This window comes from Lacticaseibacillus rhamnosus (assembly GCF_900636965.1).
GTDB lineage: Bacteria > Bacillota > Bacilli > Lactobacillales > Lactobacillaceae > Lacticaseibacillus > Lacticaseibacillus rhamnosus.
Window position 1 is genome coordinate 383,541 of record NZ_LR134331.1, and the last position, 22,151, is coordinate 405,691.

A 22,151-nucleotide genomic window follows, 5' to 3' on the forward strand; every position below is an offset into this window, starting at 1 on the left:
GACATTTGACTCCTTGGGTTGATACGCGGTGTGGAACCCGGATTACCTTGTGAGAAATTATTATCAACTTCTGTTTGAAATTTGGCATTATGCAGAAAAAGTCAAAAAAGGTGAAACAGAATGATGTGCCAGCTGTCCCTATTCGGTGAGGTAGCTCTATTATCAAGAAAATCCGTGTTCTTATTTATAGATCGCGCTAGCCGGGAGAAAAAAATAGCCGCTTCCCGGACAGGGGAGGCGGCTATTGTGTTGTTATACTGATTTCCTTAACCTAAACGAACTATATCACATTTGATCGTTTTAGTCATCTTTAAATTTAAATATTAGCGAATATTAGCGAGCCGGATTTAAAATTATTGTTGAAACTAGAGCTCTTGAAAGAACCGTTGATGATGAAATGTAATTTTGTTGAAACAAAAAAGAGAAAATCATTTGCGAGGAATTTATGTTGTTACAGAGGCAGACATGACCAAACCCAACTGCCGGCTGTAACTATGTTGAGTATAGGATAGCGAGTTACTAACCTTGCTTCGAGTAAAGTTGACAGGAATTGTTACTAGTTAAAAAGGTATGTGCTATGAAATGGCTTAGACTTATAAGCATTAAAAGAGTATTGATATTTGGTGTTATTGCTGCCATTGGTTGCAAAGTAACAGAGCTAGCAACCCACATAGACCCAAATGTTGCCAGCTATATTTGGGTGCTAGGTCTCTTTATTACCTATAAGGTTGCAGACGACATCTCAATTAAAGTTACTGCAGGTAAAAAAGGGGTTAAATTATAGTTGCTTGACAGTTTCCGATGGATGTAATCGGAATGATTAATATATTGCCGCTCGCGCTTAATCAAGTGCTGCATAATCTTTAACAAGTGGCCATTAATTAAACTGACCAAGAATTGTCCAAGACTGGCAACCAGACATTAAGGTCACCTATATGAAGCACCAACTATCATTCAGCATATCCCATCTTTCGAAAATAGCTTTCAATGCTTGGCAACACCTCTGGCCGAAGTGGTGGGGCAATGAAGTATAGAGATGTTAAGATCCTTTTCCAAGCGGACAGTCGATAATAGGCGCTTAAGTTTGATGGATTCTGATCATAGTCTGCCCAGCGTTGTTGATCAGTTTCTGCGAGAACACTTGATATTTGCTTTAACTGAACTTGGGAACTGCGGCTGGCAGTTTGAATGATTGTAGCAAGACGTTCTTCTTCATCATCGAGGAAGGGCGTTTTTTGCCGGCTTAAAATGTTGGGAATAATCGCTAAGGCCTGTTTGATTTGGGCGGGGGTTACTTTTGGGTGTGCGATTGCAGCACTTACTAAGTCACTACCATGTGCAACGGCATGTGCCCAGCCTTTTTCAGGAATAAAGCCACGCCAGTCCTGTTCCAAACGAAGGTAGTTGACGGCCCAATTTAACCACGTATTCCGTTGCCTGGTCGTTAAAAAAGGTTCACGAGCATCTGCGTCCAGAAAGAGAGCGCCTAATAAAGCCGTGAATGTGCGCGTAAAGACTTTATCACTCTGCGGATTATCGATGCCATCAAATAATTGCGCTCTTTGAGTTGCCACATCGGCTAATAGCTTCCTTTGATCTTTTCTAAAACCCGGTGTTTGGAAGCCACGCGCGAACAAACTATAAACAAGTTGATCGCGAATCTTACTTTTGGGGTCACCAACATGGTCTAGTAGCCAAATACATTGGTTATCCGTGAAGTGCAATGGATCTTTTGCTAGGCTCAGGGTGACAAGTTCTTGGTACATGAAGGTCATCTCCTTTTCGAGGGTGGGTCTTTCTCAACACGAACTTTCTTGTCATGCAAAAAATGATTAAGCAGGGTGATGGTTCAAAAAATACGTCAATTTCACCGGAATATGTGAGATTGGCGTATCTTCGAAAGTGACCATTAATTTAGTACAAACTAGCCACAAAAGGCTTCATTGCCGTCACGACATCCCCGCTGCCGGTGCCTTCGATGAGGGCGACGGTGAGGTAGGTATTCTTGTCGGCATCCATGGCGACTAAGAAACCATTTTCCTTGCCGTCTGTGTCCTGTTTCTGCTTGAGTTCGGCCGTGCCGGTTTTGGCGGCGATGGTGTGGCCGTCGATGGCGAGGTCATGGGCGGTACCGGCTTGATCGGAGACAACGTGGGTCAAGGCGGTTTTGACCGTTTTGGCGGCATTGCTTTGGAGCACGCTGGTACGTTTTCCTTTTGCAGCTTGAATCAAGGTTGGCTGTTGCATGGTGCCGTCATTGGCGATGGCACTGTACATCGCCGCCTGTTCAATTGGCGATAGTAGCAGTTGCCCTTGACCATAAGCGGTGTCGGCCAAAAGCGTTTCGGAGGCGAGCTTGCCATTGTTGGAGATTTGGGCTTTTTTCATGGTTAAAGGTAAGTTGGCTTGCGTTTTGAAAAGTGGCTCCAGACCTTTGAGGTAAGCAGAGGCGCCCATTTTCAGTGCTACTTGAGCAAACCAGATGTTGTCGGAGTTAACCAAGGCCTGGGTCATGTTTTCCGGGCCGGCGTCAACGGTGCGGGTTACTTTGTAGTCGCCCCACGAACTATCTTTTTGCCATTTGAGACCGGAGATAGATTTGGTTGTGTCAGGGGTGATGGTTTTGTTTTGCAGGGCAATCGCAGCCGTTAGCATTTTAAAAGTGGAACCCGGTGCGTACCGTTGGGTGAACCGGCTGAGGAATGGTAGCTCGGTGTTGTTGGCGTATTTGTCATAGTTGGTTTGACTGATGCCGTTCACGAAGGCATTGGGATCGTAGCTGGGGGAACTCGCTAAGGTTAAAAGTTCGCCGTTGGTTGGATCCATGGTGACCACACTGCCGCTTTTGCCTGCTAGTTGGGTATAGGCGGTTTTTTGCTTGGTGGCGTCAATCGTCAGTTTCAGGTTCTTACCGGCAACTGCCTTGGTGTCTAGCAGGGGGTGGCTGTTGCTGCCGTTGCGAATTGCGATCGTGCCGCCATCCGTACCGCGCAAGTAATGGTCATAAATTTGTTCCAAACCGGCTTTACCGATTTTGCTGTTGGCGGTCAGTGACGGATGCTTTTTAAGGTCATCGGCGGTTGCCGTCCCAACGTATCCCACGAGTTGAGCAGCGGCCTCGCCTAGCGGATAAGTACGTGAGCCGATTGTTTGGTAAGCTGCCCCGGTTAATGCAGGGGAATCGGTGACGATTTTGACCGGTACAAACGTATCATCAGTGACCCAGGACTGCTTGAGGAGCGTTTCAAGACTTGAGGTTTTCACATCCCAGGCAGTCGCAATTTTTGCTAGATTAGCGGTCCGTTCATCGCCGGAGCCCAGCTTGCCAGGAACCAGGCCGGCTTGGGTGACATTGCCGTTGGTGGCGAGTGCCTGGCCATTACGATCGAGAATTTTCCCGCGCGTGGCAGCTGTCAAACTAATCTGAACCGTGTCCTTGCCATCCATTTGTGGAAACAGCAGGCTTGGCGTCCAGCGAATGCGCCAGTTGTCGCCGACTTTAACGATCGGCGCGGTGTAATGCTGTGCCGGGAGCTTGCCGATTTTGGTGTTCATGTTGGCGGTAAAAGTGAGTTGATAGGTACCGTCTTTAGAATTGGTTGTTTTCAGATCCGTGATTTTAATGTTGCTAGCGCCGATCCGGTCGAAAACGGCCTGATTGCGCTCAGCCAGAGTTTTGGCGGTATACTGCCAGCCCGGACCTTTGAGGTGGCTAGTGTCGACTTGTTTAACGGCTTTTTCATATTGACGGTTGGCAAAAGCTTTCGTGTAGGCTTGAGCCGTGGCCTTAACCTGGTCGCCTTCAGCCTTGCCTTGGTACCAGCGAAAGGCACCGAAGCCACCCACAATGACGACAATTGCTGCGACCACACTAATCAAGATGGTGCGCGTCGATTTCTTCATGTCTGTTCCCCATTTCTAGTTTTTACGCTTCTCCATGTATAACGCCATTCTACGCTTCTGGGGGAAGGGAAGAAACCGGGGGAATTTTGCAATGATTACAGCCTTTGTAGAATTGCTTTAGACGTACTCAACGCTAATCAACCACATCATTCCAGCAACAACGAATACTTCACAAGATAATTCTCGACGGGCACGAGGAAGCTGAAGCGCATTTTTTGGTTGCGATGCTCATAACTTGTCCGAGTTGCTGAGAATTGTAGGGTTAATGGTTGGCGCACGGCTGAAGGATGCATCGCTGGTTTAACCCTGACTTTGTTGTTATCGAAAATGGTATCGGTTTGGCTGCTCATGCTATAAGGAATGTTCAACCACATGTTTTCGATGTAATTAGGGTTGTCCTTTTTATGACCATAATTTGCCGGTCCTGTTTGTTTAATCGCGAGGGTCACAGGAACGATAACCTGATCTTTCTTTTTCAAAACCTGAACCTTACTGACCCTAAAGTCGACATTTTCAGCATGAACAAGTTGGCCTCTTTTAATCAGCACCTCTTTGATGACGCCTCGTTGCTGCGGGTTGGCATTGACCTGTTGATAGCGCAGAAAGCCAATAATACCGAGGAAAACAACCAGACATCCGCTAATCATCCAGAACTTGGGATTAACTTTCATGCTGGATCGTCCCTTCCTTGACAGATAACTTATGAGTCGCAACCTGTTCGACAAATTCGTGATTGTGCGAGGCGATGACAAAAGTTGACCCGTTGGCGTTGAAGCGTTGAATCAGGTCAATCAATTTGATAATACTGTCATGATCCAAAGCGTTGGTGGGCTCGTCCAGGACAATTAATGGATAGCCGCCTAAGAACGCTTCGGCAATCCCCAGCTTTTGCTTCATGCCCAACGAAAATTTGCGGACTTTTTGGGTTGGAAACCTTGTGAGCTCAAAATAGGTCAGCAGGTCATCGAGTTGTTGCGGTTGGATAGTGGGATCTAGTCGTGCCAACAGTTCTAGATTTTTCATTGCGGTGAAGTCATCAATCAGGCTGGGATTTTCGATCAAAATGCCAGCCTTAATCGGATAGGCTTCTTGAGGGCTGACCGTCTTTCCGGCAACCACGACTTGACCTGTTACTGTGATAAGACCGAGTAATGCTTTTAAAATTAATGTTTTTCCGGAGCCATTAATGCCTTCAAGTGTCGTAATGCTGCCACGCTCAATGCTTGCTTCAACGTGATGCAAGAGCTGGCGGCGTTTAATCGTTTTGGCCACTTGATGTAATTCAATTAAACCCATAAGTTTCTCCTTTAATTTAAACTGGCGTGACGCTCAACGGCTAAGTAACCCATCGTTGCTAAACTGCTGACGCCAAGCAGAACAAGAATGGGGTGCCAAGCGTTTGTTGCGTTGATCCGTGTGAGCATGAGGTAACCAAGCGGATTCATGCGAATAGCCGTATAAGCATTAACGATGAGCAGACAGGCAGGGATGATGAGCGCCAATGACGGACTAAAATGATTACCGATCGCTTGGAGTAATAATAGTAAGAAGACGCCTAGCCAAGTGGTGACAAAAAGACCGCCGACTGCTGCCAATCCCTGCCAATTACCGAAATGAAGATTAAAAGCGGCGGCGATGGCCATGATACCGATAGCGCCGACTTCATAAATGGTGGTGATCAAGGCAATAAGCATGAGATTCACTTCAGCAAATTTCCGCGGCGGGATTTGAAGTCCTCTAAGATGAATCGTGCGGGTGTGCCAAAGTTGTTGGAGGCCGTTGAGCAGTATTAACAAAGGCACGAAAAAATAAGCAAACCATAATACAGGTAACACGACCCGATGCGTTTCAGCAGCTCTAAAACTCACCCCATCAAAAAACAGTGAGAAAATGGTCGCATGCGGATTCCCGGCAGTTTGCATGCTTAGAAGAATAACCACAGCATTCATTAAGATGAACCAAAAAAGAAAGCGCGTGCGAATGAGGTACCAGAAGAAGGGTAATTAGTTGCAAAATAAACGCCAGATCATAAGTCCCTCCTGTTGACGATGGCGGTCAATAAAGCAGTCATGAAACAAACCAGTCCTAGCATGATGATGCCTTTTGCCAGCAGTAATGGGTTTGAATCGCGGGCGGAAAAGTCGAAAAGCAGCGAAGGCAAGTGAGAGATCACGAGGAAAAACGATAGCCCGCAAATGCCAAAGCTAACGAAAAAGGCCATGAGCTTGCTTTTGGTTGCTAGCACAATCGTTGCGGCAATCAATCCGAGCAGAAAGCAGGCCAGCCAAAGATAAACGGCGTGAATCAGTAAGTATAGCCAGATGGTTTCCAGAAGATAAGCAGCGCCATTGACGGTGATCACGGTTATGTTGGTCAGGCTCCAAATGCCGGCCATCAGTAAGGTTGAGATGCTGACGCGGTAAAGGATTTGCAGCGTGATTATTTTTCGCGATTGATATAACAAAACATCTTGTACCCGGGGTTGAATGCAAGGCAGTAGACTGAGCAAATAGGTTGGCATGAGGCCGCTAAAGATGAGGTAGCGGGGGAAGATGAGGACCATGATTTGTTCCGGGGAGGAGGTGAGTTCACCGATTAAGTTAATCCCAGTTAAACTGATGATGGCGGTAATGAGGCCACAGACGAGATAAACTTTTAAAAACGCTGGTGTCAGTAAGTTCTGTTGCCGAATGACATTATGGTACAAGCCGCTTCACCCCTATTCGGGCAAAAACCAGGCAATAAGTGAGCAACGTCAAGGTGGCGAGGCCGGTGACCGGTAAACTGATATTGGTATTCGGGGCCATCTCGTGCAGGAAATCGGCTGGCGAGAAGCTAACTAAGTCCGGCAGCATGAGTAAACTGTTAAGCATCAAAATCGCAATCTGCACAATCAATCCTGTGCTCAACGCCACGAAAACATGCTTAATCCACAATGACGTCACCATGACAAAGACGGCGAAAAGCCCACCCCAAAAGCTCGCAAATAAAATTGAAATCAGTGCGTGTAACAACGGATTGGCGTAATACAGGCTTACAAACAGCGTATTTTGATTCGTCAAAAGGATGTTGCTGTTCAGCAGATTATCCGGACGAATATTTGGCAGCATCATGAAGTAAAACAACAAGTTAAGCGCCAAAACAAGTGCCACAAGTATAAAACCGGTCAAAAAGGCTAATCCAACATAGGATCGGATAACTTTTTGAACGGGAAAACACAATTTAACTTTTGCCAACAAACCGGAGTCGGCGTCTTCTTTTAGCAATGACGCTGCAGGGATGCTGGCAATGAGCGGCAATAAAATGAAAAAGATGATCGGCGAAAAGTTGAATGGGTCAATTGACAGCCAGCGCGTGTACGGCGAGTCCATTGGCGGAATCGGGCCTAAGACTTGGATCATTTGTAGAGCGCTAATGGCAAAAGCGACTGACATGGCAAGTAACAGTCGTTTTCTTGGTAAGCGTAGCCATAGAAATGACAATAGGGAAACACCTCGCTTTAAATGAAATAGCACCTAGCAGAAGGTGGAGTGGGCTTCGGCTGGGTGCGGTGAAGAATTTGGCGTGGTTCTGGAAACATCGAAACTAAAGATGATCAGGGATTAGAAAAATTTTTGATGCAGGCTATGATTTGGAGCATACTATTGCTTAAAGTTGTGGTCAATTAAATTTTATGGTTACCATTAGCTGCAAACTGAAAACGTGGGCTGGGAGTGCTAAGATATTAAGAATGAAATAGACTGGATTTTAATATTGAAATATATTTAATTCATTGATAAGGGAAGTAGATACAGTCGTGTTGAGAGCTTATAATCCCTTGGTTGTCAGTCGATTTTTTGATGGGATCACAGATAGTCGTTAGTCATTATGCATGTTCGGATGCAAGGTTAACGTGGCTTCAAAACGCAATAGCCTTTCACAGTTGAAAGTTTTTTAGCAGCGAAATTATGGCGAAACATTTTTTTAGTTTTAGCAGGTGGTCGGGGTGAGTGAACCGAGGATGATGAGAAGTCGGAGTAAGACGCTAAAAGAAATGAGCGTAAGGAAAATCTTAAAATAATTGCTTGCGCACGCAAATAAATGCGACTATACTATCAGCTGGAGGTGAGTATGTGTTCAAACGCTGGCTGATACTCATGACGCTCGGGCTGTTTTTCTTTATGGTGATCATTGATGGCACCATTGTTGTCGTGGCGGTTCCGACGATTGCGCAGGCATTGGCGGTGCAGCCTAGTCGGGTGAATCTTCTGTTGACGGTGTATTTGACCACGATCAGCGTGTGTCTGTTGTTTTTTGGACAGTTAGCCGATCAAGTTGGCCGAACGCGGCTTTTTATTCACGGGACGTATTGGTTTTTGCTTGGCTCGGCGGTGGCCGGATTAGGGGTGAATCTCCAGTTGGTTTTGGCGGCCCGCATCGTTCAGGCGGTGGGTGCGAGTATGACCATGGCAACGAGTTATGCAATTGTCGCCGATGTCTTTCCGCCGGCGTTGCTGGGACGGGCGCTGGGAGTCGAGTCGATTTTTATTTCGTTAGGCGCGCTGGCTGGCCCGGGGATTGGCGGCTTGATTTTAAGCCATCTTCCGTGGGGCTTTATTTTCTTGGGTCAATTTACCGATTGGCTTGGTGTGTGTGGTGATTGAATGGCTGGTATTTCCGCGCGCATCACGGTCACAGGCAAAAGTACAACTGGATATTCGCGGATTCCTGATACTTCTACTGCTGGGGGGATTGTTGGTGATACTGCAGATCAATCGCGAGCCGCTTGTGGCAGGCGTTTTGCTGGCGTTGATGGTTGTCGGCGGCTTGGGATTTTGGCAAGTTGAGCGCCATGCAGCCCACGCATTATTGGATGTGCAGCTGTTTCGGCAGTCTAGCTTCAGTCGTAATTTAGGGGCGTCATTGCTGAATTACGTCGGGGCGTATTTTTTCACGTTACTGGCGCCGATTTACTTGCAAGTGCTGCTCGGCTTGCCGGTTGCGCTGGCGGGGATGCTGTTGATGTTACCGCCGCTGGTTTCGCTCGTTGCCAATCCGCTGGCAGGTATTTTAAGCGATCGCGTTGACCAAGGGCGGTCAATGCGAGTGGGCCTGGGATTGCTGGTGCTCAGTAATTTGACGTTTGCCTTGGTACCCAGCGGACAACGGCTGTGGCCATTTGTACTGGTCGCCATGACCTTCGCTGTCGGAACCGCGTTATTTACCAATCCCAACAGCGTCATGCTGATTCAAAGCGTTGATGCCAAAATGCGCGGGCAGGTGGGTGCGGCGACTTCACTGGCACGGCAGTTAGGGATGAGCATCGGCAGCGCCTTTTCGAGCTTGGTGTTTTATCAAGTTTTGGCAATGATGACGCCCGCCCGTAACCTTGCCAAAACCGCACCAGCAGCGCTATTGACCGCACAGCGAGTGAGTTTCCTTGTTGCCGCAAGCCTCTTTTTACTTGCCGCGATCATGTTAAGAAAGAAGGATGGAAAATGGACTCAGAACCAGATGAACTGATTTCGCGGGTGAACATTCTGGCCCGCCAGATTCAACACGACTTGGATTTGCGGCTGGCTCCAACCGGACTCAATGCCAGCAACTATTACTTTATTTTGAAGTTAGGCAGCGTTGAGGACATGCGGCAGGATACCCTTTTCAAAAAGATTCATCTTAACGCCAGCAACGTGACCAGACGCTTGGCACAACTGATCGCGCTAGGTTTGGTCACCAAGGAAAAGGCGATGGATGACAAGCGTGCCTGGGTGATCAGTTTAACGGCGGAGGGGCGAGCGTTGGTTCCGCGCGTCAGCCAAATTGTCGCCGAGTATGAAGCAGAACTAACCGCGAAACTGGCGGCTGCGGACAAGGTTAAGTTTGAACAAATACTTGATGTGCTCAATAAAACGAAAGAGGATGCGAATCGATGAAAAACGTGATGGCGATTTTAGGGATTCCGGCAGATTATCACGTGGTCCAGACAACTTCGCGAACCAGAAACGGTGAACCGGTGACAGTCGAGCGCTTGCAGACCTCCGCTGATATCACGCCAAATAACGCGCACATAACGCTGGTCCGGAATGAAGCGGGAACCGTGATCAGTTTCAACGACAGTACTTTTAAAGCTGGCGGAAAACTGCCTGCTGCTGAACGTGCGCGTCACCAAGCAAGCCAACTGTTCCAGCAGCTGGATTCGACATACGCCGCCAACCTGACCTACATGCGCACTGAACGCCAAGAGCGCCACTACTTCGATCATGGCGAACGTATCAGCACGCCGGTTTACTGGATCAAGTTTGCTCACCGCAACGGTTCGTACAACTGGGTGACGATCGGGCCGGATAATCGTGTTATTGAGGTAGAGCGCGAGTCGTACTGGGATTACTTCAGGAACCGCCGCGCCACGGAGATGTGGAATTATGATGATTGGGTGCTGGCGTATGAAGGTAAAGGCCCACAGATGGCAGCGCCGAATGCATTGGCGTGAGTGTTGTGGAAAAGGGCAGCCTGCTGGTGAGAGAGTGAAATACCCTTGATGAAGTGAGAAAAGCAGAAAAGCAGCCTTTTGGTGAAGGAAAACACTTTTGAAGTGGTGAGGAAAAGCAGAAAGGCAGCCTTTTGGTAAGATAACGTCTTGATGCGAAGTCAGAGACAGAAAGAGGCGATCCAGTGGCAAAACCGGATTTTGAAACTTTAGTCGCGCGGCTTGGTGACTTACGGGAAGCGGCGCGCCGGTTGGCAGACGAGGATTATATCAGCGCGCGGTATAAGGGTTATAGTTCAGAAGGGCTCACGCTGGAGGAAGTGCTGGCGAAGTTGGAGACAACGGAGCATGAGATTGCTAAGTTAGAGCGGGCGTTGGAGCAGTTGGCGGATGAGGAGTGAGCTTGTGAAGCGCAAGCGAAAATGATGCCTATGATAGCAAAAATTGAGCAGCTTGATTCCGTTCCTTCTTTCAATACCTTGAATCGTTATGCAGCAGGGCTAGGGCTTAAGTTGAAGATTTCTATAACTGCTTAAAAAATACAAACAGCGATGCGATTGACCCGTGTGGATAAGGAGGGTCAATTGCATCGCTGTTTTTATGATGTGGCAGGTTATTAATGAAATGTGTATTGGACTGTCGGGCAATGATGCTAATCTTTGTCTCAATAAAGATCCTGGCGAAAAGACCTGCAGACTTTTTAAATTTGCGCTGATATTTTCCAAATCAAGGAGATATCAGCGCTTTTTACTAGCAACTGAACTGCTTCGGATTATAAAACGGGGAAGAGGGGCAATGACCCATTCATTGCCGTTATGAGCGTTTCATCATGCGCAATACTGATCAAGGTGCAATTCGTTTCCCAAGTGAAGGAAAAAGGTTCTACTTTTCGGAATGTAAGCGCTTGCTTAGTATAGAAAATGTAAGGAGGCAAAGCAATGCGAGAAAGATTGACGAATCTTCTACGGACATTGTTGGACAGTTCGGAAATACCTCTGAATGAGTTGGCAGTACAGTTTGATGTCACGATTAAAACCATTCGTAATGAGATTCAGGTGCTAAATGATTTACTTGCTGAAAAACAGCTGCCCTTATTCACGATCAAAAGAGGTGTCGCCTACAATCATATTTCAAAAGCCCAACACCAATCGTTAGCTGACCTGCTTGACTTCAACAGTGTCAGTCAAGGTGCATTAACCCCTGAACAACGAAACGTCTACTTGTTACTCGATTTACTGCAAGCGACGAAACCACTGTATTTGGTGGACGAACAAGCTGCCATGCAGGTTAGCAAAAGTACGATGGATGCTGATTTGCGGCGGTTACGCGCTGACTTAGCTAAGTACAATTTGGCGTTAACAACACATCCCAAATTAGGCGCACAGCTTGAAGGTAACGAGCGCTCCATTCGCACGATGTTTGGAGATGTCTTAACCCGGCAACATGCTTTGGCCACCTTGGTTTCGCAACAACTGATCGCAAGTGGTATGTACATCAACAAAATGAAAGAAGTCTTTACGGAGAAGGATGTTGCCTATATCCACGCTTTATTACTGAAATGCTTTCCTAATGGCGCTTTGGCCGCAAACGATATGTACAGCCAGCAAGTAACAGTTTTGCTCATCATCTGGCTGCATCGCGTTTCAAATGGCCATTACCTCAAGGACGATGAGGGTGAAGTTGATTTAAATAAAGCAACCACCAAATTTCTTAACGCTTTAATTCAGCACTATGATTTGAAGCTTGATGTTGCAAGTGAATTTGCCTATGTCAGCTTCTTGATCAGCAGTTTTAACCGGCGTGGTGCCATTGATCTTGACGATTGGGTCAAAGCCCAGATTTTCAGCGTGGCGTTGATTGATCATATGGAAACAGAAATCGGTTTTCCATTTTCCAAAAATGAAAAACTGTTCGAAGAGCTATATAACCACATGACCGCGCTGTTCAAGCGGGTGTCTAGGCATGTGAAGGCTGTCAATCCATTGAAACGCACCATTCAACAAGGCTATGCACCAATTTATCACGCGGTTGATCGTTTCTTTGAAAACACCCGCTACCACTTGCCGATGTCTGATGATGAAAAGGCATTTCTGGCCATGTACTTTTCCGCTACTCAAGCTGAAGAGCGGCAACGTCAAGACTACAAGTATCAAGCCGCCGTTGTTTGTAACTTTGGGACCGCCACCGGCAGAGTACTTGCTGCCAAGTTAGAGGAGCGTTTTAACATCGATGTTTTGGCGGTTCTGAGCACATCGGAAATCAGCGTTTTACGCAAGCTGCCCGTGACCGTTGTTTTTAAAACCGTGGACATGCCGATTGAAAAGATTCCGAGCCTTAAAGTGAGCCCGATTCCTTCAGAGGCTGACTTAAAGCACGTTGCGGATTTTCTTAACCAACATGCAACATTGACCAAGTATGAAGGCCGGACTTTTGATCCCACACGATTGTTCCAGTCCATTCTGGATGTCTTAAAGCAGCATCAAGTCACTGTCAATAAAGGACTGCTTGCGGCATTGCAAGCAGCCTTCAGCGAAAACCATGTCGAAATTAACGAAAGGGAGGTTCAGCCGATGTTGAAAGATTTAGTCAATGATCAGCAGATTCAGCTTCAACAGACAGCTGACGATTGGGAAGATGCCATCCGTGTTTCTGCCAAACCATTGCTGGATGAAGGCGATATTACCGAGCATTACGTTCAGGCAATGATCGATTCGGTTAAACAGTTCGGTCCGTACATTGTCATCGGACCATCCATTGCATTAGCACACGCACGGCCTGAAGACGGCACCAAGAAACTGGCGGTCACCATTACAACGTTAGCCACGCCGATCAATTTTGGTAATCCGGATAATGACCCTGTGAAAATCATCTTCTGCCTTGCTGCGATTGATAATTATTCGCACCTAAACGTGATGAAGGCCATTGTTCAACTGATTAATGATCAGCAAAAAGTGGATCAACTGGCTAAGCAAACTGATTTGCAGACTTTTAAACAGATTCTATTCAATGAAAAGACCTCAAAGGAGACGATTTAAGTGAGTAAGAAGCTCACGATTTATTTTATCTGTGGCGCTGGGCTGGGTTCATCGCTGGCTTGCCAAATGACGGCGGAGGATGTTTTAAACCGCCTGGGATTAGAGGAGAACCTTGAACACGAGGCGATTTCTTCCACACCGGGTTTGCGTGCCGACATCATTGTTTCCGCTGAAAATTTTGCCCCACAGTTTAAGCAATACGACCTTGATCCGGCCATTAAGTTTGTATTCTTGCATAACATTGTCGATCCCGCTGAAATTGAAGCCAAACTTGTGCCCGTCATCAAATCATTGTCAGAACAGTCGGTGTGAGTCCCAATCCGCATATGAAGGAGGGAAAGAATCATGGTTGTGGTTAACTTTATTATCCAAAATATCCTGACGCAGGCCGCCATCACCATTGCGCTCATTGCGATGTTGGGGTTGCTGCTACAACGTAAATCGTTTGGGGCGGTATTAACCGGAACATTTAAGACGCTGTTGGGATTCCAGGTGCTATCAGCAGGATCTGCCATTATTGTCACCGCACTCACGTATTTTGGAAAAATTTTTCAGCATGGCTTTCATTTAAAAGGTGTCGTTCCAAGCATTGAGGCAATTAACGGCCAAGCGATGAACACGCTGGGACTGGGAAATGAAATTGCGCTGACGTTTTTAGGAATCTTCATCGTCAACATTATCATTGCCCGCGTGTCGCCATGGAAGTACATCTTCTTAACGGGTCAGGCACTTTTATGGATGTCGACAATGACAGTAGTCGGTGGGAAGATGGCCGGATTGAATGCCGTGATGACCATTATTGTCGGCAGTGTTATCGGCGGGATCTTTGCAGTTGCGATGCCCGCGATCGCCCAACCGTTCGTTCGCAAGATTACCAAAGGCGATGCGATTGCGCTTGGGCACTTCTGTACGGTCGGTTACATGGTAGAAGCCGGAGCAGCATGGCTTTTCGGTGAACGCGGCGAAAAGAAGCACTCAATTGAAGACATCAAACTACCGAAGTACATGGAGTTCTTGCAAGACACTTATCTCTCGGTTGCGGTGGTAATGGTTCCGCTATTCATGATTACAGCGGCGTTTGCAGGACCTAAGTATGCCGGTAACGGAACAAGCCTGAACTATATCATGAATGCATTTATGATGGGTATCCAATTTGTTGTCGGAGTTTACGTTTTACTAGCCGGCGTGCGGTTGTTATTGGGTGAGATTGTGCCAGCCTTCCGCGGAATTGCGATGAAGTTGGTGCCAAATGCCAAGCCAGCGCTGGATTGCCCGGTACTATTCCCGTTTTCACCTAATGCTGTGATTCTAGGCTTCATCACCACCACAATTGGAACGGTTATTGGGATGTTCCTGATGCCAGTGTTTGGTCTCGCCGTTATCTTGCCAGGGATGTTAACCAATTTCTTTGCTGGTGGCACGGCCGGAATTTTCGGCAATGTGGTTGGCGGTCGTCGCGGGGCTATCATCGGCGGCGTCATTCATGGACTTTTCATCACCTTGCTGCCAGCCTTGCTAGTCACTGCACTCACCGCATTCGGTTTTGTCAATGCGTCAGCGACTGACTCTGATACCATCGTTGCGATGTTGATGTATGCATGGATTCTAACGCCAATTCTCAAGGCAGTCTGAAGAAAGGAGCAGCGCGATGTTCGGTAATCTTTTTAAAAAGAAAGAACCAAAGCAGGCGATTAGCGAGGCGCCAAAAGAAGCCTCAGCAAACGCCAGTGCAATTGACGAAGCAAACTTGAAAGAACAAGCGGCGGCATTAACCCATCAAATTGAACAGACAGCTGAGGACAAGGAAAAGCGCCACTTACTGTATAACCAATTAGGCGCAGTCGAAGCACAGCTAGGTCATGATTTAGCGGCAATTGCAGCATATGAAGAGAGTCTCAAAGATAAAGAAGAATTCGGCGATGCCTATAATGCTTTGTTGAATTTGTACGAGACTCAGCGAAAAGCCGCGGCCAAAGCTAAAAATGATGACGATATTCAGAAATGGGTTAATAAAACCGACGCCTTACTCGATATGTCAAAACGCGTGATGCGATCCGGTTTTGGTTATTAATTTGCTAGGAGGCAATTAAGTATGTATAAGAACTTAAAACAATTGATGGATGAAGCCCAAGCACTTGATTATACAGTCGGTGCCTTTAACGCTCACAACCTTGAAATGGTCCCGCCAATGATCACCGCGGCTAAAGATGCCGGGTCACCGATTATTATTCAAACCAGTGTTGCTACGGCAGAATATGTCGGGATGAAAAACTTCGTGGCCGTCTGCAAGTCGATGGCCGAGGATCTGTTGGTTGATGTCGACTTGCATCTTGACCATGCCAAATCATTTGATGCGATCAAAGAAGCAATCGACGCCGGCTATTCGTCAGTGATGTTTGACGGATCAGCCCTTCCATTTAAAGAAAACATGGAACGGGCGCGACGAGTTGCCGATTATGCCCATGAACATGGCGTCTCACTCGAATGCGAAATCGGGACGATCGGTGGCACCGAAGAAGGCGTGACGGTTAAGGAAGGACGCTACACAGACCCCCAACAAGCGCTTGAATTCTTGGAACATGTTGATGTTGAAGCATTGGCTGTCGGCGTGGGCACACACCACGGCCAGTTCAAGTCAAAGACGAAATTGAATTGGCCATTAATTGAAGAACTCCATCAGGTCATCAGCAAGCCCATGGTCATTCATGGTGGCACCGGCGTTAATGAAGACGACTACCATCGTTTGACCGAAAATGGCTTCCGCAAGTTCAACGTTGGTACGGAATTACTCGTTGGCTGGACGCGGAAGGCCAAAAAAATGTTTGGCCAGACAGAAGTGAACACATCATTACGTAACAACATTGTTCCTTGTAATGATGTCGTCTACGATATTGTCAAACACAAGATCAGCCTATTCTTGAACAAAGAAGCAGCCGTACCGGTCAAGGCTTAAGCTGGAGATGAGGGATGGATGACAACTGAGCAGCAACACGTATTAGTCCTGCTGGCTGGTGCACCGGGAACAGGCAAGACTTACACCGCCGCCAAAATCATGCAGGCAATTCACGGCTTTGTCTCTTTACCACTCGACTTGTTTAAGGAACATCTTTATGATGAGCTGGGTTTCGATAACCTTCGCGAAAAGCAGATGCTTGATGCCGAAGCCAGAGCGCGTTACTATCGCGGTATTGATATTTTGATGGCGGAAGGCAAGATGATTTTGGGGGACTATCCGTTTAGTCGACTACAAAAAGAAAACATAGAACAATTGGCGACCAAGCATCACTATCACGTCATCACCGTGCGCTTGGAAGCAGCGATCAACATCTTGTACGAGCGCCAACGTCACCGCGACTTAACCGATCCGCGCCATCTCGGTCACCTAATGAACCATTACCATCGCGGAGATACCTTGGACAATATTTCGGAACAACCCGACGGCATGCCATCGTTTGAGACGTTTGCTATGCGCGTAAAAGACAGAGGTTACCAGGATTTTCAAATTGGCCAGTTGATTCGCGTAGATGTCAATGATTACACGAAAATCGATTATCAAAAGTTGTTGGAGAAGCTTAAGCAAGCCTTGAAAGTGGAAGTTGAAAGTTAGAACTTCGCCGTGATTTTGACCGCGTGGCGTAGTAATGGATGACCGTTTTACCAATTAGTTTTGGTAAGGGGTCATCTTTTTGTTTTATGGATCTGGAACGCGAATGGTTAATCATTCGTTTTGAGCTTTGTGGATCAACTTATTGCGACAAGACTGGGTAGAAGCAGTACTGGAAGTTGTTGTGACCAAGAAAGTTTTGTGAGTAGTTTCTGAAGGGGATGAAGGTACTTCGGTTGCGTTTTGATAGCTGTGGGTGCTTGGCTTGCGACACGTTAGATTGTAGGTAGATGGGAAACGCTTATTCTTGAATGCTATAAGAATGGGCGTTTTTTCGATGCATACAGTTAAATGTGATTATTAATATCGTAATAAGGTCGAAAAATTATCCATACGTTTTAAAACAACGTTGTATTTAATGATACAACGTTGTATAATTTAAGCAACATTGAAAGCGCATACAAGGAGGGCTTTAATCTATGATCACTTCAGCACCTGCACCAACTATTATCAGCACTGACCCCGGTATTGACGACGCGGTTGCCATTGCCATTGCGCTCGGTAGCCCATTGATGGATGTTCAACTAATTTGTCCGATTGCCGGGAATGTCAGTGTTGAGAAGACGACACTTAATACCCGTCTGTTGTTGACTTTTCTTAATCAGTCACCTCGGATTGTTCAAGGAAGTCGCAAGCCTTTATTGAGACCGCTCAAAGATGCTAGTGGGGTTCATGGTAAAACCGGTATGGATGGATATCCTTTTCCAGAACCCAATGTGCCGGTGGATACCGTGACTTCTGCTGCCGTTGCGATGCACGAAACGGTGATGGCTAACAGTCAACCAGTGACTTTAATCGGGATTGGACCGTTAACTGATATTGCACTTTTCATTCATCAATATCCGGATGATTTGAAGAAAATCAAGCAGCTGGTGTTAATGGGAGGCGCGCTAGGAAGAGGCAATTTTGGCGTGTTATCTGAGTTTAACTTTGGCACCGATCCGGAGGCAGCAAAAATCGTCTTCAATAGCGGCTTGCCGATTCGGGTTGCACCGATGGAAGTAGGGAGACAAGCAAAAATCTTGCCGGCAACCTCGGAAAAGATCAAGCATTTGGGAAAAGTTGGTGATATGTTCTATGCACTTTTTTCAAAATATCGTGGTGGAAGTTTCAAGACTGGCCTAAATATGTACGATGCACTTGCTATGGCAATGATTCTAGCACCAACGTGTTTTACAGAAGTGCAAACCCATGTTGCGATTGAAACACGTGGTGAATTAACGGCCGGTGCTTCGCTGATTGATCTGAAAGGATATTTGGGTAAAGAACCCAATGCCAGTGTCGCCGTTGATGTAGATTCGAAACGTTTTGAAAGTTGGTTTGTCGAGGCTATTGGTAAAACGGCTAATTTTTAGGAGGAGAGACGATGAACGCTATTTTGATCTCAGTGGTAGGCATCATTGCCGTAGCCATCTTGATTTATATGTTGCTTAAGAAAAACGACATTAAAATGACGCTATTGGGTTTAGGCATTGTCTTAATGTATATCGCCATTCTAGTTGGCAACAAGATCAAAGTTTCTACGCCAACCGGTACTGCCTTGCTTGATCCGTTTCAAGCTGTTGTCGATCAATTCTCGAATACACTTGTTGGACCGGGATTTGTCATCTTGATTCTTGGCGGATATAGCGCCTATATGAGTCATATCGGTGCAAATCAGGTTACTGTTCATGCTTTAACTAAACCAATTGCCAAGATACGCTCGGTTTATATTCTGATTCCGATCGTCTTTCTCATTGGTAATCTACTCTCTTTGGTCATTCCTAGTGCCTCGAATCTTGCTATCATCTTGCTGGCAACGTTATATCCGGTCTTGCGCGCTGCTGGAATGAGTCGATTATCTGCAGCTGCAGTTATCGGAACTTCGGCAACGATTGTTCCGACACCATTAGGATCGGATAATGTTGCCATCGCCGCACAACTGCACATGACCGTGACGGACTATGTTTTTAAGAGCCATGCGCTAGTCTCGATACCGACTCTTCTTGCCATCGCCATCGTTCATTATTTGTGGCAAAAACACGAAGATAAGCGCCAGCCAGAAACGCTCACTTATGCTGATGAATTGACGCAAAATAGCGATGGAAAAGCAGGCGAAGCGGTGGAAGACGTTACGCATCATGGCTTTATGGCCTTTATTTATGGCTTGTTACCGCTACTTCCAATTGTTTTGCTGTTAGTCATTTTCTTTCTCAACCTCGTCATTGGCACCAAGTTAAACATGAGTGTTCAAATGGTAACCTTGATTAGCTTTGTTGTTGCGGTCTTTGTCGAACTATTGGCCAAAAGAAAAGCCCAAGCCGTGTTGAAAGAAACCGGTACGTTTTTCACTGGTATGGGCGATGTGATGAGCATCGTGGCATTGTTGGTCGCAGCGCAAACATTTGTACAAGGGCTCACCTCACTGGGCATCATCAACTTAATTCAAAACGCCATGCAAAATATGAGCGGTTCCGGAATTATCCTACCAATTATCATGGTACTTTTCACAGCCGTTATCGTTCTGTTGAGCGGCAGCGGAACGGCATTAGTCTTTGCAATGATTCCGCTCATCATCCCACTTTCAAAAGCAGCTGGCATTGATCCGGTAGCTTTATCCATACCTATGCAACTGGCAGGCAACCTGTTGCGCGCTGTTTCTCCGGTTGCTGCCGTTGTCTTGATTGTAGCCGGCACCACAAAACTATCGCCAATTCAGATTGTTAAGCGGACCTCTGTACCCATGATTTTTGGGGTTGTGATGATGTTGGTTATGTCACTGATACTCTTTTAAGCGAGGGCCTGAGCAATGATCGAGACCCGACGAATCTCCAGAAAACTTGCTACTGTCAAAGATCTACCACATCTTGAAAGAATGCTTGATCATGCCAAACAACAGATGTGTTCAGAAGGTATCACTCAGTGGACTGAAACGTATCCTAATCACGAGGACATCTACCGGGACATTCTGAAACGCCAGCTTTGGTTATTTGGTGATGACGTAAAAGCAATGGCGGTGATTGAAGAGAATTTAAACTTCTGGAATATTAAACGGCTAGTCGTTGATTCGGCGTTTTCCGGGAAGGGGATTGCTAGCTTGGTAATAGATGAAATTAAACAATTGATGGTCGTTCATCATGTGGCTGAAGCACGCCTTTGCACAAACCATACCAATCACCGAATGATTCGGTTAGCCAACCATCAAGGGTTCCTACTTCATCATTATTATCATGCACAAGATCGAGAAAACTTTGGAGCCTTTATCGAATTTAGGTACCGCAGATTTTCCAATGCGGATTCATGTTAAAATGAAGCGCTATATAAATTATTGAAAGATGGAGAATCGGCATGCATCGTTCACCAAAATACGTTCAAGTTTATAACCAAATTCTAAAGATGATTAAACAAGGCCAACTCGCACCCGGCGCAAAACTACCATCTGAAGAAGTGCTGACAACAGAATTTGAGGTCAGTCGAGTTACCTTAAGAACCGCTTTATCACTCCTTAAAGAAGATGGATTTATCCGGAGCATTCATGGCCAAGGACACTTTGTCGAGGCGAGTGAAAGTCAGAAAAAAAGTGGCATTGAAGCTCTAGGTAACCCAATGCTTAAAAGTCTCGTTCTGCCCATAGAAAGCAGGGAAACCTACTTTCATGAAAACCAGGCCAGTGAATTTACGGATCGACTATTCGATCGTCAAAACGCCCCATACGATACGTTAAACATCTGGTATCAAAATAAAGGCGAAAATATTGGAAATACACTCGCCATTGTTTTACCCACAACAATTCAAATGTTTGGCGTAGACTTGAGTGACAGCGCGGCTATTATCAACTTTCTTGAGGAAACCATCTACCAAAAAGCCTCGAGTTCAAACGTGCTCATTACTCTGTCAGATCGCCAACAAAAGACATTTCGGCGGACGTTTGGTGACACGAGCCCACTTATTTTGATGACAGAGGATATTTTTGGATTTAACGGTGAACGGCTCTTACAAAACAAGCATTACATTCCTGCAAACCTGTATCGGGCAAATGTGATGCGGTATCAGAATGATTTGCAGAATCAGATTGGGGCTGTGGAGTAAGCGAGATACTGATACTCTAATTAAAACGGCTTGTTTAAATTTATTTTTGAAAGCGCTTGACTGACTCTAAATGACATGCTACTATACAGTCGTAATCTAAATATACGGTAAATTTGGGCACTAGAAGAAAGACGTCCGATCACACTTGGATAATAAGTAGTGATTGGGCGTCTTTTTGTGTTCTTTTTTATCAAAAAGGAGAGATTTGTTATGAGTAAAGCACGTCGGTTAGCACAAATTTGGGGTTCAGATGGGAATGCGATTATTGCAGCCTTAGATGGTTTTGGATTTTCAATGAATACACAGGGTGTCGACTATACAACAGAACACCTTGATAAATTAATTGCTAATGGATTGGATGCGGCTTTAGTCACATACGGACAGGCAAAGACGTATGAAAAGGAACTAGCAAAGATCACCACAATTCTGCGAGTAGATGCCTCTATTAATGCTTATGATAGCTCTGTTCCAGTGACTGATCAGTTCTTTGATGTTAAAGATGCACTAAAACTCGGAGCACAGGGAGTTGTTTGCATGACATTTCCTGGCGCAGGTTCACGCGAACAATTTTCTCACCAGATGTTAGCCAAACTAGCTAAGCAGAGCGAGGATTGGGGTGTTCCAGTGATCGCTGAAACGTTGCCGTTTGGCTATCCTGTTACAACTAAAGAGTCAAATGATCCAAAGTATATTGCGGCTGCAGCACGTTTAGGCGCGGAGTTCGGTGCTGACATCATTAAAACTCGTCTGAGTGGAGAAGATACAGATAAAGAAATCATTGAAAATGCTAGTCGCCCTGTCCTAGCTCTTGGTGGGCCTAAAACAGATACATTAACTTATTTCAAGTTTGTTAAACATTGCATGGAGTCAGGTGCTCATGGTGTGGCTGTTGGTCGTAATATTACCCAAGATAAGAATCCGGCTGGTATGGTTGCAGGCTTAAACGTACTGGTTCATAAGGGTGGAACACCTGAAGAAGCTTTGAGTGTATACAACGAAACAAAATAAGTAGTGT

22 protein-coding genes and 2 pseudogenes are annotated in these 22,151 nt (G+C 46.1%); 17 read left to right on the forward strand and 7 right to left on the reverse strand.

The annotated features are described in order from the left end of the window. The first annotated feature begins 577 nt into the window (after nucleotides 1–577). On the forward strand, nucleotides 578–784 hold the full coding sequence (locus EL173_RS01900) for a hypothetical protein (RefSeq protein ID WP_005691430.1): 207 nt from the start codon (nucleotides 578–580) through the stop codon (nucleotides 782–784). Nucleotides 785–950: 166 nt separating this feature from the next. Here EL173_RS01900 and EL173_RS01905 read toward each other — a convergent pair whose 3' ends face one another. The 7 genes from EL173_RS01905 to EL173_RS01935 form a co-directional block, all read right to left on the reverse strand. Continuing rightward, nucleotides 951–1,766 carry a DUF2785 domain-containing protein gene (locus EL173_RS01905; protein ID WP_014571093.1) on the reverse strand — a complete coding sequence of 272 codons (816 nt, stop codon included), beginning with the start codon at nucleotides 1,764–1,766 and terminating at the stop codon, nucleotides 951–953. A gap of 148 nt (nucleotides 1,767–1,914) precedes the next feature. Then, nucleotides 1,915–3,903: a penicillin-binding protein PBP4(5) gene (gene pbp4, locus EL173_RS01910; RefSeq protein WP_014571094.1), complete on the reverse strand. Its 1,989-nt coding sequence runs from the start codon at nucleotides 3,901–3,903 to the stop codon at nucleotides 1,915–1,917. A gap of 146 nt (nucleotides 3,904–4,049) precedes the next feature. After that, nucleotides 4,050–4,574: a hypothetical protein gene (locus EL173_RS01915; protein ID WP_005691436.1), complete on the reverse strand. Its 525-nt coding sequence runs from the start codon at nucleotides 4,572–4,574 to the stop codon at nucleotides 4,050–4,052. Next, a complete protein-coding gene (locus tag EL173_RS01920; RefSeq protein WP_005691439.1) occupies nucleotides 4,564–5,199 on the reverse strand; it encodes an ATP-binding cassette domain-containing protein in 636 nt (211 codons plus the stop codon). Before EL173_RS01920 ends, EL173_RS01915 begins: the two co-directional genes overlap by 11 nt. An 11-nt stretch (nucleotides 5,200–5,210) precedes the next feature. After that, nucleotides 5,211–5,885 (reverse strand): rhodopsin, encoded by a 675-nt coding sequence (locus EL173_RS01925; protein ID WP_223391042.1) that lies wholly within the window; start codon nucleotides 5,883–5,885, stop codon nucleotides 5,211–5,213. A gap of 44 nt (nucleotides 5,886–5,929) precedes the next feature. After that, the gene (locus EL173_RS01930; RefSeq protein WP_005691443.1) at nucleotides 5,930–6,610 is read right to left on the reverse strand and encodes a hypothetical protein; all 681 of its coding nucleotides are present in this window, start codon (nucleotides 6,608–6,610) and stop codon (nucleotides 5,930–5,932) included. After that, entirely contained in the window at nucleotides 6,600–7,337 is a 738-nt protein-coding gene (locus EL173_RS01935) for a hypothetical protein (protein ID WP_005691445.1), read from the reverse strand. The genes EL173_RS01930 and EL173_RS01935 overlap by 11 nt, the downstream gene beginning before the upstream one ends. A 678-nt stretch (nucleotides 7,338–8,015) precedes the next feature. On the opposite strand from EL173_RS01935, the pseudogene EL173_RS01940 reads away from it, so the two are divergent. From EL173_RS01940 to EL173_RS02015, 16 genes and pseudogenes are all read left to right on the forward strand, one after another. Further along, a pseudogene (locus EL173_RS01940) lies at nucleotides 8,016–9,405 on the forward strand (MFS transporter). Beyond that, entirely contained in the window at nucleotides 9,381–9,815 is a 435-nt protein-coding gene (locus tag EL173_RS01945; protein WP_005691451.1) for a MarR family winged helix-turn-helix transcriptional regulator, read from the forward strand. The pseudogene EL173_RS01940 and the gene EL173_RS01945 overlap by 25 nt, the downstream one beginning before the upstream one ends. Beyond that, complete coding sequence (locus tag EL173_RS01950) at nucleotides 9,812–10,372, forward strand: hypothetical protein (RefSeq protein WP_005691452.1); 561 nt, start codon at nucleotides 9,812–9,814, stop codon at nucleotides 10,370–10,372. Before EL173_RS01945 ends, EL173_RS01950 begins: the two co-directional genes overlap by 4 nt. A gap of 182 nt (nucleotides 10,373–10,554) precedes the next feature. Then, nucleotides 10,555–10,770: a hypothetical protein gene (locus EL173_RS01955; protein ID WP_005691454.1), complete on the forward strand. Its 216-nt coding sequence runs from the start codon at nucleotides 10,555–10,557 to the stop codon at nucleotides 10,768–10,770. A gap of 27 nt (nucleotides 10,771–10,797) precedes the next feature. Next, a pseudogene (locus EL173_RS15375) lies at nucleotides 10,798–10,905 on the forward strand (helix-turn-helix domain-containing protein); the annotation flags it as partial. Nucleotides 10,906–11,307: 402 nt separating this feature from the next. Continuing rightward, the gene (locus tag EL173_RS01965) at nucleotides 11,308–13,404 is read left to right on the forward strand and encodes a BglG family transcription antiterminator (protein ID WP_005691456.1); all 2,097 of its coding nucleotides are present in this window, start codon (nucleotides 11,308–11,310) and stop codon (nucleotides 13,402–13,404) included. Next, the gene (locus EL173_RS01970) at nucleotides 13,405–13,716 is read left to right on the forward strand and encodes a PTS sugar transporter subunit IIB (protein ID WP_005685100.1); all 312 of its coding nucleotides are present in this window, start codon (nucleotides 13,405–13,407) and stop codon (nucleotides 13,714–13,716) included. It begins immediately after the preceding gene. Between the two features lie 33 nt (nucleotides 13,717–13,749). Then, nucleotides 13,750–15,036: a PTS sugar transporter subunit IIC gene (locus EL173_RS01975; protein ID WP_005685099.1), complete on the forward strand. Its 1,287-nt coding sequence runs from the start codon at nucleotides 13,750–13,752 to the stop codon at nucleotides 15,034–15,036. Nucleotides 15,037–15,052: 16 nt separating this feature from the next. Continuing rightward, entirely contained in the window at nucleotides 15,053–15,475 is a 423-nt protein-coding gene (locus tag EL173_RS01980; protein WP_005691458.1) for a hypothetical protein, read from the forward strand. Nucleotides 15,476–15,496: 21 nt separating this feature from the next. After that, nucleotides 15,497–16,357, forward strand: coding sequence for a class II fructose-bisphosphate aldolase (locus tag EL173_RS01985; protein WP_005691460.1), 861 nt, complete (start codon nucleotides 15,497–15,499; stop codon nucleotides 16,355–16,357). Between the two features lie 18 nt (nucleotides 16,358–16,375). After that, the gene (locus EL173_RS01990) at nucleotides 16,376–17,011 is read left to right on the forward strand and encodes a P-loop nucleotide/nucleoside kinase family protein (RefSeq protein ID WP_005691461.1); all 636 of its coding nucleotides are present in this window, start codon (nucleotides 16,376–16,378) and stop codon (nucleotides 17,009–17,011) included. A gap of 476 nt (nucleotides 17,012–17,487) precedes the next feature. After that, entirely contained in the window at nucleotides 17,488–18,423 is a 936-nt protein-coding gene (locus EL173_RS01995) for a nucleoside hydrolase (RefSeq protein ID WP_005691466.1), read from the forward strand. 11 nt (nucleotides 18,424–18,434) lie between these two features. Then, nucleotides 18,435–19,841, forward strand: coding sequence for a C4-dicarboxylate transporter DcuC (gene dcuC / locus EL173_RS02000; RefSeq protein WP_005691468.1), 1,407 nt, complete (start codon nucleotides 18,435–18,437; stop codon nucleotides 19,839–19,841). Nucleotides 19,842–19,856: 15 nt separating this feature from the next. Beyond that, nucleotides 19,857–20,354: a GNAT family N-acetyltransferase gene (locus EL173_RS02005; protein ID WP_005691470.1), complete on the forward strand. Its 498-nt coding sequence runs from the start codon at nucleotides 19,857–19,859 to the stop codon at nucleotides 20,352–20,354. A 41-nt stretch (nucleotides 20,355–20,395) separates the two neighbouring features. Further along, complete coding sequence (locus EL173_RS02010) at nucleotides 20,396–21,136, forward strand: winged helix-turn-helix domain-containing protein (RefSeq protein ID WP_005691472.1); 741 nt, start codon at nucleotides 20,396–20,398, stop codon at nucleotides 21,134–21,136. 210 nt (nucleotides 21,137–21,346) lie between these two features. Then, nucleotides 21,347–22,144: a class I fructose-bisphosphate aldolase gene (locus tag EL173_RS02015; protein ID WP_015764238.1), complete on the forward strand. Its 798-nt coding sequence runs from the start codon at nucleotides 21,347–21,349 to the stop codon at nucleotides 22,142–22,144. Nucleotides 22,145–22,151: the final 7 nt, after the last annotated feature.